The 12647-nt window shown below is 63.1% G+C and carries 15 protein-coding genes and 1 pseudogene; 7 read left to right on the forward strand and 9 right to left on the reverse strand.

The window, feature by feature from the left end:
* Positions 1-170: 170 nt before the first annotated feature.
* The 9 genes and pseudogenes from AC1AYP_RS02765 to AC1AYP_RS02805 form a co-directional block, all read right to left on the reverse strand.
* Complete coding sequence (locus AC1AYP_RS02765) at positions 171-1406, reverse strand: sensor histidine kinase (RefSeq protein ID WP_476546678.1); 1236 nt, start codon at positions 1404-1406, stop codon at positions 171-173.
* Positions 1385-2089 carry a LuxR C-terminal-related transcriptional regulator gene (locus tag AC1AYP_RS02770; RefSeq protein ID WP_476546679.1) on the reverse strand — a complete coding sequence of 235 codons (705 nt, stop codon included), beginning with the start codon at positions 2087-2089 and terminating at the stop codon, positions 1385-1387. The genes AC1AYP_RS02765 and AC1AYP_RS02770 overlap by 22 nt, the downstream gene beginning before the upstream one ends.
* A gap of 66 nt (positions 2090-2155) precedes the next feature.
* On the reverse strand, positions 2156-2437 hold the full coding sequence (locus AC1AYP_RS02775) for a type II toxin-antitoxin system YafQ family toxin (RefSeq protein ID WP_476546680.1): 282 nt from the start codon (positions 2435-2437) through the stop codon (positions 2156-2158).
* Positions 2430-2690 (reverse strand): type II toxin-antitoxin system RelB/DinJ family antitoxin, encoded by a 261-nt coding sequence (locus tag AC1AYP_RS02780; RefSeq protein WP_476501658.1) that lies wholly within the window; start codon positions 2688-2690, stop codon positions 2430-2432. Before AC1AYP_RS02780 ends, AC1AYP_RS02775 begins: the two co-directional genes overlap by 8 nt.
* A gap of 94 nt (positions 2691-2784) precedes the next feature.
* Positions 2785-3435 carry a GNAT family N-acetyltransferase gene (locus AC1AYP_RS02785; RefSeq protein WP_476501657.1) on the reverse strand — a complete coding sequence of 217 codons (651 nt, stop codon included), beginning with the start codon at positions 3433-3435 and terminating at the stop codon, positions 2785-2787.
* A gap of 137 nt (positions 3436-3572) precedes the next feature.
* Positions 3573-4022: an ASCH domain-containing protein gene (locus tag AC1AYP_RS02790; protein ID WP_476546681.1), complete on the reverse strand. Its 450-nt coding sequence runs from the start codon at positions 4020-4022 to the stop codon at positions 3573-3575.
* 3 nt (positions 4023-4025) lie between these two features.
* Positions 4026-4457: pseudogene (locus AC1AYP_RS02795) on the reverse strand (pyridoxamine 5'-phosphate oxidase family protein); the annotation flags it as partial.
* A gap of 20 nt (positions 4458-4477) precedes the next feature.
* Positions 4478-5407, reverse strand: coding sequence for a hypothetical protein (locus AC1AYP_RS02800; RefSeq protein ID WP_476532207.1), 930 nt, complete (start codon positions 5405-5407; stop codon positions 4478-4480).
* 158 nt (positions 5408-5565) lie between these two features.
* Complete coding sequence (locus tag AC1AYP_RS02805; protein WP_476501654.1) at positions 5566-6600, reverse strand: ATP-binding cassette domain-containing protein; 1035 nt, start codon at positions 6598-6600, stop codon at positions 5566-5568.
* Between the two features lie 370 nt (positions 6601-6970).
* Between AC1AYP_RS02805 and AC1AYP_RS02810 the strand changes: the two genes are divergently transcribed.
* The 7 genes from AC1AYP_RS02810 to AC1AYP_RS02840 all read left to right on the forward strand — a co-directional run bounded on the left by AC1AYP_RS02810 (position 6971) and on the right by AC1AYP_RS02840 (position 12647).
* Positions 6971-7636 (forward strand): ABC transporter ATP-binding protein, encoded by a 666-nt coding sequence (locus tag AC1AYP_RS02810; RefSeq protein WP_476501653.1) that lies wholly within the window; start codon positions 6971-6973, stop codon positions 7634-7636.
* Entirely contained in the window at positions 7633-8361 is a 729-nt protein-coding gene (locus tag AC1AYP_RS02815) for a hypothetical protein (protein ID WP_476501652.1), read from the forward strand. Before AC1AYP_RS02810 ends, AC1AYP_RS02815 begins: the two co-directional genes overlap by 4 nt.
* Positions 8358-9014 (forward strand): cytochrome C oxidase subunit IV, encoded by a 657-nt coding sequence (locus AC1AYP_RS02820; protein ID WP_476501651.1) that lies wholly within the window; start codon positions 8358-8360, stop codon positions 9012-9014. Before AC1AYP_RS02815 ends, AC1AYP_RS02820 begins: the two co-directional genes overlap by 4 nt.
* Positions 9015-9019: 5 nt before the next feature.
* On the forward strand, positions 9020-9343 hold the full coding sequence (locus tag AC1AYP_RS02825; protein WP_476501650.1) for a nucleotidyltransferase family protein: 324 nt from the start codon (positions 9020-9022) through the stop codon (positions 9341-9343).
* Positions 9344-9380: 37 nt separating this feature from the next.
* A complete protein-coding gene (locus AC1AYP_RS02830) occupies positions 9381-9692 on the forward strand; it encodes a HepT-like ribonuclease domain-containing protein (RefSeq protein WP_476501649.1) in 312 nt (103 codons plus the stop codon).
* 839 nt (positions 9693-10531) lie between these two features.
* The gene (locus AC1AYP_RS02835; protein WP_238567634.1) at positions 10532-11230 is read left to right on the forward strand and encodes an ABC transporter ATP-binding protein; all 699 of its coding nucleotides are present in this window, start codon (positions 10532-10534) and stop codon (positions 11228-11230) included.
* Positions 11231-11243: 13 nt separating this feature from the next.
* A complete protein-coding gene (locus tag AC1AYP_RS02840; protein ID WP_476501648.1) occupies positions 11244-12647 on the forward strand; it encodes an FtsX-like permease family protein in 1404 nt (467 codons plus the stop codon).

Here is a 12647-nt window from a genome sequence, read left to right on the forward strand (position 1 = left end):
TCAGAACGCGATATCCGACGTTTCCCCACTCTCGACTCCCCCGAAGACAGGCATCCCGCCACGCCGGCCACAATCAGCCGTCGGAGCACGGCGAATCATGCCGATATCCTTATCACCCAACGCGTTGCCATGATACGGCCGACGAAGACACGGAAGATGTGCCGCGTCGACTATGGACGACATGACGGCAGGACGGCGTGCAGGATCCACGTGCCGTCTTCGGCCGAAGTGACGATCGAACCTCCGAGAGCATTGAACCGCGCGCGATGCAGGGCCAGTCCTTTTCCTGAGCGCGGCTTGTCCGGCAGCGGCGGATGCCTGGCGATGTCGTTGACCTGATCGGCGGACAGACCGTCGTCATTGCGGCGGACGACCACCCGATATGCGCCGGCTGGGTCGCCGTGCACGGCGATGTTGGTGTACGACTCGCGCAGCAGACCGATGAGAGCGACCTCCCGCTCGTGGGCGGCGCCTCCAGCATCCGTCGGCTCGCCTTCCGGCAGGTCGTCGATCATCGTCGAATCGCCGGTGAAGCCGAGTCGCGCCAGAAGCCGGTCGTTCCGGTCCAGCACGTCGCGGACACGTGCGGGGAACGTGACCGCCGCACCATCACTGTCGTTGCACTGTCCGGCGCGACCATCATCGTCTCCGACGCCGGTCCCGTCGCCGTCATCCCCGTCGAGCATGTCGATGACCGTGCGCACCTCGCCGAGCGTGCCGATCGTATGCCGGTACAGCTCGTCGAACAGCTCGGCATGCTCGTCGTCCGTCGCACGTGACCGTTCGTAGTCCAATCGCATGGCCATGTACGCGAGATCGTTCGTCACCGCGTCGTGGATCCGACTCGCCGCCCGCGCGTCGCGTCGCATGGCCTCCAGACGGTCACGCTCCCGCTCGTAGCGCAACCGGTCCCGTTCCGCCTGCACGGCTACGGCTCTCCACGACATCGCACAGCCGAACGCGTACACGACGAAGAACGACACCAGCAATATCACGTAATCGCCGAACGGGATTCCAGCACGTGCCGCGACCATCCAACGCGCCGCGGCGATCAACGGCGGCATCAGCCACCACCATCGTGACTTGCCGTACCGGCCGACCGCCGCCAACGCGACCCACATGCCATAGAACAGGCTCGCCCCGCCCGTATCCGGCAGGAGGGCGCACGTCACATACGTGACGGCGACCGCCACGCTCATCGGCAACGGATACAACGGCAGCACCAGCAGGCACAGGATGTGTACGACCGTCAGCACCGTGGTGGCCACGAGCTGCGCGGGATACTCGACCATCTCCAACACCGTCAAGCCGGCGGACAACAGCACGACGCACCACATGACCGGCCCCACGCCGGCGGCGCGGACACGCTCACCCGCGCGGCGGACTAATTCTGCAGCATCAGCCATTCGGCCACCGCCTGCGTCCGATTCCTCGCACCCAGCTTCCTCGCCGCACGCATCACATACGTCTTCACCGACGACTCCCCCACATGCAGCAGCTCGCCGATCTCGCGTGAACTCTTGCCCTGTGCGCACAAACGCATGACCTCACGTTCACGCTCCGTCAACGACGCCACGGCAACGGACACGGCCGCACCCGAACCCACGACGGAACCGCCATCGACGACGGTCCCATCGCGCGCGACGAGCGGCGCATGAGACCGGGCGGCCGCCTGATCAGACACGTACCGGGTCTGCGGCATACGGCCGTTGGCCAACGCGACCGCCGCATCGCAGATCTCCTTCACCCGCGCCTTGTCCATCACGCATTGCGCGCCCGCGGCCAACGCGTCGGCGGCGTAATGCTCCAGCGAGAACGACGTGATGCCGATCAGCGCGACGTCGATCGTCTTCTCACGGATTCGCCGGCATACCTCGACACCGTCCATCCCCTCCAACGACATGTCCACCAGCAGCACGTCCGGCCGGGAACCGGCGGACAGGCAACGGGCGACGGCATCCCGGCCGCGACGGCACGTCCAGATCACCTTGGCTTCGGGAAGATCACGTCGGATCAGCAGCGTCATCATCCCGAGCGTCAGCGGATCATTGTCCACCATCGCCAGATCGAACCGTTTCCCGTCGTACATGGTCCACCACACTACAACGTCCGCGTGCCGTTCCGTCACGCCGAAACGGCGCGCGGCAGATTCCCACTAGTACAGCTGGTCATGCGAGCCGGTGCGGGTAAGCACCAGTTGGAGTTCATCACGGTCGATACGGTAGATGAGGAGCCAGTCGCCTTCGATATGAATCTCCCGGTAGCCTTTCCAATTGTTCACCAGCGCATGATCACGGTACTTGGTCGCGAGCAAATCGCGATCCTCTACCATCAGAACCTTGACGGCGGCGCGCATCTTATCAACGTCGTAGTGCTTCTTGATGACCGCCTTGAAATCCTTCTTGAACTGCGTGGTGCGGAAAACAGTTCTAAGCATCCATCAGATCCTTCATCAACGCATCCACGGAGTCGAACGCCGCCCCTTCACGCGCATCGGCTTGACGACGAGCCTCAGCGTTGACCGGATTCTCCCTTGTCGCGCGGAATGGCATTCCGTTATCGGTGATGGATTGCCGAAGGAACATGTTCAATGCAGTGGACAGATCCAACCCCATCGATTCATAAAGGGCCTTCGCCTGCCGCTTGACCTGCGGATCGGTTCTGAAACTGATCGTCGCGGTATCCGTCATCACACACCCCCAATCACAACGTGCCAATGTACTAACATTGTAACACATTCGAATGTCATACGGATGTGACAGACATTGCATCGGTTTCGTCTGCTCATCGAGCATTTCGCGCGCTATTTCGCACACTTTTCCATTCGTCGGCAGTGATGATGCGGTAGACGCCGTCGTACCGGCGGTCGATGAGCGGATAGTAGTCCTGCTTCGATTCGCCGACGACGTGCAGTCCGCACTTGGACATCACGCGGCCGGACTGCGGGTTCTGCGTGTAATGGCCTCCCCATACGGCGTCCACGCGCAACGTGCCGAACGCGTATTCGAGCACCGCGCGCAACGCCTCGGGCATGTATCCCCTGCCCCAGAACGGGCGTCCGATCCAGTAGCCGAGCTCCAGCGCCTCATCGCCCAGGTACCGGCCATAGCGGGCTTCGAGTTCCGGATTGCCTGTGACGACGTCGGCGGTGTAGTGGCTGACAGGTTTGAGCACGATGCTGCCCACCGGCGCATCGGCTTCGGTTTCGTTGTCCGCGGCTTCGCTGTCGTCCTTGATGGTGATGGCCCAGTTGTTCTCGACGGCGAGGATATTCCTGATGTCGTTCATGCTGTCTTCGACGCTGGTGTGCGGCGGCCATCCGCAACGCAGCCCGACCTCCGGGTCCGAGGCGTACCGGAACAGCGAGGCGGCCTCGGCCGCGTCGTCGACCCTCCACGGTCGCAGCGTCAGCCGTTCGGTCTCGATTCTGTCCATGATGCACCTCTCATCACCCATCATATGTATGCGTCCGGCATGAATCCGATACGGGTCCGTCGGACGCGTTCACCCTACCGCACACGCGCGAGTCACGCCGGCATATGCACGCCGCATCGCGCATGAATCGGCGACGATCACCGCAGTCGCTCCGTCACCGTGAAATGCTCCAGCACGACCATGGTGCCGTCGTCCACGACGAAATCCGGGTCGGCGAACCAGCCGCGGTATTCCTCCGAATTCCAGAAGGATTCGTGCGTGCGACGCCATTGCGCGACGGTGACGTCGCCCTCGCCTTCGTCGATGGCCTGCCGGTCGGTGACGCTTCCCAGCGGGACGGTCTCGACCTCCGTGGTCTCCAATACGGCCACGGGACGATCGGCGGAATCCACCAGCGCGGAACGGTCGCCAACGTGCGGCAACGGTTCGTCGTCCTCCGCATAGTCCATCAGCAGCGCGGCCGTGGCGGTCTTCGCCCCGGAGAGAATGAGCGCGACGAGACGGTCGCGCTCCGGGCCGGGAAAGCCGAATTCCGCCTCCGGCAGCCACGCGATGGATTCGGCATCACTGTGTTCGATCATCGGCATGGTTCAGACCGTAGCATCACCGATGGCGTTGTCACCCGCGGCGTAGTCGGGAGCGACAACGCCATGCCTACCGTGTCCGCTCTGCGCCGCGACGGGTTTGGATCTCACTTTGGCGGTGAAATGCTCCGATTCGATTCTCCATACCGTGACGCTTCTCACCTGCGCGTCGGTGAACTCCACATGCGGCATGTGCGCCTGATGCGCCATCAGCGACCGCAGCCCGTGTCGGCGCGAGTCGAGATCGTCGACGATGGAGGCGACGCCTTCGCCCACGATCGATTTGAACGATTCACCCCAGCCGCACGCCATGCGTCCCGCGACGATCCCGCAGTCCGTGCGCATGGAGAATGCGACCGGCAGACGGTTGCCGGCGGCGCGGATCGCATCGATCTTGCGCCCGCGCACGGCCGAATGCATCCACAGGACGAGACGGCCGCGAATCGCGATTCGCACCCCTATTTCACATCGGCGCGACGCACCACAAGGACACCGATCGCATAGAGGACCACCGCCCAGGCGAGCAGCATCAGACCGGACTGCCACCAGGTCGGGTCGAAGCCGCCCGAGGTCGCGACCGAGGCAACCGTGTCAGCCGCGGATGAACCGCCAGAACCCGAGCCGGCGCCCACGGCCCCACCACCAGTGGCACCCATCAGCGCGACCGTCGCGCCCGTAACATCGACGCCACCGGTCAGGAACGTCGTCGCCGCCTGACTGGGCAGGCACGCCGCGACGGACTTGATCCACGCGAACCGGTCGCCGGCGAGCGAAACCAGAGACAATACCGAAGGCGCGATCATGACGATGCCGATGAGCGCGAACACGCCACCCACCGTGGAACGGCACAACCCGCCCAAGCCCAACGCCATGACGGCCGTGACCGCCAGCACGCACGCGCCGCCAAGCACGGTGACCCACGGCAGCAGACGCTCGGAATCATCCAACGTTCCCACGCCACCGGCCGATGTGGCGAACAGTGCGTACGCGACACCCCACGACAGCAGCAACCCCGCCAGCGCGGACAGGAACGACAACGCCGCGGTCACGGCGGCCTTCGCGTTCATGAACAGCACACGATGCGGATCGGCGACGAACGACATCTGCACGGTGCGGGTCGTGTACTCGCTGGTGACGGTCATGACGCCGAGGATGCCGGTGACGATCATGCAGGTGACGGTGAAGCCGCCCACCGACGACCACATGAGGCTCGCGGGCAATTCCACCGGATGCGCGAGCGCCTTGCCGGTGCCGGGATCCATGCCGGCGATGAGCGTCATCGACCATGCGGACAGCGCGGCGCCGGCCGGCAGCAGCACGAGGTTGAGGACGAGCAGCACGATGGTGGACCGAATGCTCAACGCTTTGACGATTTCGCTGCGGAACACGCCCCATGCGTTGAGGCGTGCACCACCGACTCGCACGCCGCCGGTCCGCGTGGATGCGCGAGCGAGGCGCGCACCGTCCCGTCCCGCCTGTCCGACGGTTCGCCTGTCCGACCGTGTCCCCGGCCGTCCGCGTCCTTTCGACGCGTGCGCTCCCCTGCTCATCGCGTCACCTCCTGCGGACGGTTCGGCATATTCCCTTGCGGACGATTCTCTATGGCGACGTTTCTCCCGTCCGGTACCGTCGACGCGTATTCGACCGCGGTATGCGTCAACGCCATGTACGCCTCCTCGAGCGAGGCGCGCTCCTCGAGGAACTGGTAGATGACGAGTCCGGCGCGTGCGAACACGTCGGCCGTGGCTTTGAGGTCGGCGCCGACGATGCGGAACGCCTGCCCTTCCTCCGGGTCGCCTGCGGCACGCGCCGCAGGCATCACGCTCACACCGGCCGCATGCGCGAAGATGGCGTACAGCTTGGCCGGATCCGGGGTGACGACGCGAATCGAATGCCGCGAATGTTCGGCGACGAACGCGTTCACGGTGGTGGTTTCGAGGATGCGCCCCTGTCCGATGATGACGAGATCGTCGGCCGTGAGGGCCACTTCGCTCATGAGATGGGAGCTGAGCAGCACGGCCCGCCCCTGTGAAGCGTAGTACCGGCACAGTTCGCGCACCCATTTGACGCCTTCGGGATCGAGACCGTTGACGGGTTCATCGAGGACGAGATTGTGAGGGTCGCCGAGGAGCGCCGCCGCGATGGACAGACGCTGACTCATGCCAAGCGAGAACTGCCCGGCGGGACGTTGCCTCACCGCGGCGAGTCCAGTCATGTCGATGATCTCATCGACGCGTTTGCGACCGATGCCGTTGGTGAGAGCGAGCGCACGCAGGTGCGCGTAGGCGGATCGTCCGGGATGGGCCGATTTGGCGTCGAGTACGGCTCCGACGACTCTCATCGGCGCCTCGATGCGTTCGATGGGCCGTCCGTCGATGAGCGCACTGCCTTCGTCGGGGCGAATCAGGCCGAGAGCGGCGCGCATTGTGGTGGATTTTCCGGCTCCATTCGGCCCAAGGAATCCGGTGACTTTGCCGTCTTCGGCGGTGAAGGTGACGTGGTCGATGGCTTTGCGCGCGCCGCCTGCCGCACCACGCCGGGCAGCCGAGCCGGGTACCGTTCCGCCGCGCCCTGCCTGCATACCGCGAGCCCCTCCGCCGCGTGCCCCTCCGAATGATTTGGTGAGCCCCTGTATCTCGATCATTGCGCTCCTTCCTTGGATGCCGAGCGGATGATTTCCAGCCTACCGCGGATTGACGCGCCTCGCCGAATCGTCAATCCATGTGTCTCCCACCTCACCGAACCGCATCGCGTTCCCGCCTATCTCCAACGGACACGGAACCTCATCCTCAAGGATGAGATGCGTATTCATCCTTGTGACCGATGGAAATCCCGCGTGGCCGGGAAGACCATGGATGCAAACAGTCGGCAGCGTCGTGTGACGCGCGGCCCGTGGAGACAAGACAGCCTTGGCCTTGACCTCCGGGGACGCTTCTCATGGAAGGTGGATCATGCCAGCTATATCGGCGACGAATCTCTCAATCGGATACAGGAACTCCCCGATCGTCAGCGACATCAACCTGCAATTACGTACGGGCAGGATCATCTGCCTGCTCGGGGCGAACGGCGCGGGCAAGACCACGCTGATGAAGACGCTGCTCGGACGAATCAAGCCCGTGAGCGGGAACGTCACGTACACTGGGACGAATATCAACGAGATGTCCGCGGCGATAGACCACCCCAGTTTCTTCCCCTATCTGAGCGGCAGACGAAACGTCGAGGTGGCCTCCGCGTTCTGGGGTCTGGACGTGAATCCGGAGACGGCGTTGGACGCTGTCGGCATCGACCGCGCGGCGCATGGGCGGAAGGCGAAAGACTATTCGACGGGCATGAAGGAGCGTCTGGAGCTGTGCCTCTCCCTCGTACCGCATCCGAGATTCCTGTTCCTTGACGAGCCGCAGAACGGCTTGGACCCCGATGGCATCGCCTCCTTGTCCGAAACGCTTCGCGCCTATCGGGATAAGGGGAACTGCGTCGTCATCTCAACGCATCTGCTCCATGAGATCCAGGGAGTCCCGGACGAATGCATCATGATCCGACATGGCCGGGCCGTGCAGGTCGCGAATCTGACCGGGGTGAACCTCGCGAATCTGTATTACGGGAGGCATGAGTCGTGAGCGCCATTTCTCCCATTCGCGCGTTGGTCGCCTATTACTGGAATGCATGGTATTTCCTCGCCGCGGCGTTCGGTGTGGTAGCGTCCCTTCTGCTGGGCGCGTGGATCTCAGGCGCGGCGAACGGAACCCCGATAACCGGAGGATATTGCATCTATTTCACCGGCACCCAGCCGCTGATTTGTCTCACGTTGCTCTTCGCATGCGATGACAGGGTCGCGAAAGCGCACCATGGGGGCCTGCCCCGCCACGTGTATTGCGCGTGGACGCCGTGCTCGCTCAGGGCCATGTTCCGGGCTCTGATCCTGACCGCCGTGAACCTGCTGAGCGTCTTGTGCTTCGACGCCATCATGATCCTGACGGGTACCGGAATGCACCCGCATCTGGCCACCGTCCTGTGCTTCGTCGTGCTGCAGAGCCTTGCGACTTCCCTGATCTACTCGATCATCGAGATCATCACCGATCCCAAAATCGCCGGAATCGTCTCGGGCGTCCTTTGCTATGTCTGGGTTCTTCTGCCGGGAGACCTTCCCGATTATGCGACGCCCTACGTCGCGAACGCCCTGCGAACCGTCGGGTTGAACCTGAACGGCACCGTGATGTCGCCGGCGGAAACGGCGAGCCGATCGCCTATCGGCCCCGTGATGGTCGTCGTCCCGATTGTGGCGCTCATGGTCGCCTATGTCCTGTTGAGCTGGTTCCGTTGCAAAGGAGCGGATAAGAAATGAAATCCCTGATCCGTATCGAGCGCGTGTCGCTGATTCGCTGGTCGACGCTCGCCTTCATGGCCGTGCTTTTTCTCCCGCTGCTTTTCTTCCGTTACGGGAACACGGGCGCGGTGGTGCAGTCGGCGATGGTGATGGCGCTTCCCATAGCCACGGCCGGTCTCGTCTTCTCCCATGCGAGGGTGCCCTCTTCGTATCGTTCCTTCAGCATCCACGATCGGCTTCTGCTTCGCTTTACCTTGGAGTCGCTGTCGCTCGGCGTCGTGGTCAACGTCTGCCTGACTTTGCTGTATGGATTCGCCATCGGATTTGCCGTCAATGAGCGGCCTCTCTCACCGCATACCGTTGTGATGCTTGCGTTCGCCGCCGTCGTTCTTTCCCTTGCATGCTTCGCCCTGCGACTCTGGGCCAGTCCCCTCGTCGCCTGGAACGTCGTCGCCTTCTTCATCGTCGCCGGGCTTACGGTGAGCTCCGGCATATTCGAGGACGCGCCGATGCTGTACGCCGTCATACCGACCACATGGGCACTGCAGGGGGCGAGATTCGCCGGTTATGTGATTCCGGTCGGCGTCACCGTCGCCGCGATAAGCGCATGGCTGCTGCTCAAGGCGGTGATACGCGAGGCTCCCAATACGATTAGGAACTATGTATCATAAGGGATATGAGTGTTCTTTCCCTGGGCCAAGTGCGAGACGCCGCACGGAAAACCGCCCCGAACCATGGGGTGGGAGAGATGTATGTCTATGGTTCCGTTGCTCGCGGGGACAACAGCGCTCTTTCCGATGTCGATCTCGTCTATCGGCTGAACGAAGGGCAACGGGCCACGGCGGGAACGATTCTGTCGCTCAAGGATGATTTGGAATCCGCTCTCGGCGCTCCGGTATCACTGCTGTCCATGCGCACATTACTGTTCAACGCGCAGCACACTGCGTCGGGGAAACGATTCTATGACGCCATCAAAAACGATTTGACAAGGATCATGTGAGCATAATCGAGAACGTGATGCGCTCCTGCCGGACGAATTGATCGAGCATCTTGAATATGCGCATGAGGATGTGTCCCGATTCAATCAGGCCGAAGAATTAGCCTTGAGCCGTAGAGACCGCAATTCGGCGGCAAAGGAAATCGAACAGGCGCAGGAATGCGCCGCCCGGCTTTCGGAGTCCGTGCTTGATGCGGTAAAGAACGTTCCATGGAAAGAGCTACGCGGTCTACGCAATGTCATCGTTCATGAATACGGCGAAGTTGACTGGGATGTGTTGTATGACACGGTCATGTTTGATTTTCCGCCAGTCATTGACGCATTGCATGCCTATCGAAAGACTTTGGCTTGAATAAGCATTTTACGTATGCCCATAAGGGAAGACTCACACTCCCCGAAAATGCCGTGCGGCCCAGACGATGAGGCGTACACGGTTGGTTTGGCCGGGGTCCCTGAGAATGGTACCCAAACCCCTCCTGACGTCGAAACCGTCTCGTCCATGGATTCCTCGCCCGTGACTCACGCGATGAACGAGCGAGACTCCTCCAGACGAGCGCATCCTCCCGATTCATAGCAAAGCTCAGCCGACACGCGTCGTACCTCCATCGACGTGCCCGGCCTTCGTGAGTACCTTCTGCCCATCGGTCCGCCGCACACCGGGCACTTCCTCGCTCTCGCCGATTCGTCTCTGCAGATGGAACAAGTCAACCCGAAAAGTCAAGCACCCGGCCGGATCAACACCCGAACCGTTAATCGCACCACGACACGCGAACCCACAGTAAGCCTCACCCCGGATTTAAGACCCACGTTTCTTTACTTAACCCTGAATCATTATCATATTCCATGAAATCCCCCAAAGGGCCTCTCCGGACGGTCTTCGACTGAGCCGTGATGCACTGGGGGTTCTCTTTTTTCGGGAGTGTCATCGGTGGGGTTTGTCACCCTAAGATGACAGATTTTGTTTGTCTCTCGACTTCCGTGTTCTTTTCCATGAAGGTATGAGTCATACGTCGGAAACGACGTGATCAACCTTTATGGAAAGAGGCTGTCGTGGCAATCCAAAATCCGAATACTCCCATTGCAACAAGCCATTGGCAACGAGATGACGGTCTTCGACCGGTCAAGTCGATGCCGGTTCAGGCGCGTGGGCTGGTCAAGCGTGTGGTTTCCGCTGATGGTTCCAGTCCGAGTGTGATTCTCAACGATGTCTCGTTGGATATTCCCGGTGCCGGGTTGACGGCGATCGTCGGGCCTTCGGGAGCGGGCAAGACCTCTCTGTTGTACGTGTTGTCAGGTTTGGACAGGCCCGACTCGGGCCGGGTCGTCATCGGCGGCACCGACATCTACGCGTTGGACGAGGAACGTCGTTCGCGGTTCATCCGCGGGCATATCGGTTTCGTGTTCCAGCAGTACAACCTCGTGCCGTATCTGACGGTCGAGGAGAACGTGATGCTGCCGCTCTCGCTCGCCCATCGCAAGGCCGACTACGTGCATGTCACGCAGCTGCTGTCCCGGTTCGGCCTGCGCCGGAGGGCGAGGACCGTGGTGAGCGCCCTGTCCGGTGGAGAGCAGCAGCGCGTGGCCCTGTGCCGGGCCCTGCTCTTGCGTCCGTCGGTGGTGTTCGCCGACGAGCCCACCGGCGCGCTCGACACCGCGAACAGCGGGCTCGTGCTGCAGGTGCTGCGCGAGCTGGCGGGTTCGGGTTCCAGCGTGGTCATGGTCACACATGACACGGACGCCGCCGCCCTAGCCGATCGCGTGGTCTTCCTGCGCGACGGCGGGATCACCCACGTGGCAGGCAGGCTGACCGCCGGGCAGATCGTCGAGGGCATGCGCCGCACGTTCGAGCCTGCCATGCCGCAGCACGGTCAGGAGGCTCGCCGTGGATAGGTATGTGCTTCGCGTGTTCCGTGACAATCTCGCGGGTTGGGTGCCCACGATCATGGTGGTCGCGGTGGTGACCACGCTGGTGGGCGTGTGCATGAACCAGTTCGTGTGGACCTCGTCGCCGTCATTCGCGTCGGCCGCCCGGCTGGCGGGTTTGGATCCGGCCGAGTTCACCATGGTGTCGGTCACGATCTATGTCGTGGTGGCGTTGCTTGCGTTCTTCTCGCTGACGGTGGTCGGTTCGGCCACGGTTGACCGCATCCGCGGCACGTTCGCGCAATGGCGTCTCATGGGCGCCAGCCCGAGCCAGGTGCGCGCGGGCATGTGGATGCTCGTGGGCGTGGCGAGCCTCACTGGCTCGCTGATCGGCTCGCTGATCGCGATGCCGGCCAGCCTGCTCGCGGTCCCCGAGTTCGACGCGATGGCCGCAGAGAGCTTCGCCGGCGGGCTCGGCTCGTTCGTCCCTCCCGCGTTCACACCGTCCGCGACGGCATGGCTCGGCTCGCTGCTGTTGGGCGTGGCCACGTGCATGCTGGGCGCGTTCGTGCCCTCGATACGCGCGGCGAAGGTCCGTCCCATCGAGGCGATCCGCGGCAAGGACGTACCGGTCGGGCGGCGTGGATGGCGGTATTGGGCGCGTTGGGCGCTCGGATTGACCGTCATGGCGGTGGCATTGGTATTGGCGTTCTCCGGCATGGGCATGCCGCGCGCCCAAGCGTTCGGCCAGGAGGCCGGCCAGACGTTCAACGGCGCATTATGGGCCGGGATCATCGCGTCGTTCGGCATGTACGTCCTCGCCGGCGTGCTGGTCCCGATCCTGCTGGACGCGGGACGCGTCATATGCCGCCTGTGCGGGTCGGCGACCGGCGTGCTCGCGGCCCGCGCCGCCAAGGCGAAGACCGTGTCCAGCATGAACACCATCGCCCCGCTCGCACTGGCCCTGGGATTGTCCGCGACCCTGCTGACCTGCGCGCGGTCCTACGGGCGGATACTGGCCCTGGGCGGCCATCCGACGAGCCTGAACTACACGGACTCGCTGCTGATGATCGCGATGCTGTGCATCGTGTCCCTGACCACGAGCCTGGCCGTCATCACGTTGTCGAACCGTGGCATGGTTGCCGACCAGGCGCTGCTGCGCAGCATCGGCATGTCGCCGCGCCGGGTGACGCGCATGATCCTGTGGCAGAGCCTGCAACTGGCCGCCGGCGCGGTCGTCCTCGCGCTCATCCCGGTGGTCGTCAGCTCGCTCGTGCTCGCCACACGCTCCATCACGCTCGTCGGCGTTCCGGTGGCCGAGATCCCGTGGGTCGGTGTGATCGGCGCGGGAGCGGCCTGCTGGCTGGCGTTGTTCCTCATCCAGTACATGCAGATTCGCCCCGCGCTGCGTCGTAGCGTGGCAGACGCGATCAGGAGCCGTTGA

This window comes from Bifidobacterium sp. LH_424 (assembly GCF_056356895.1).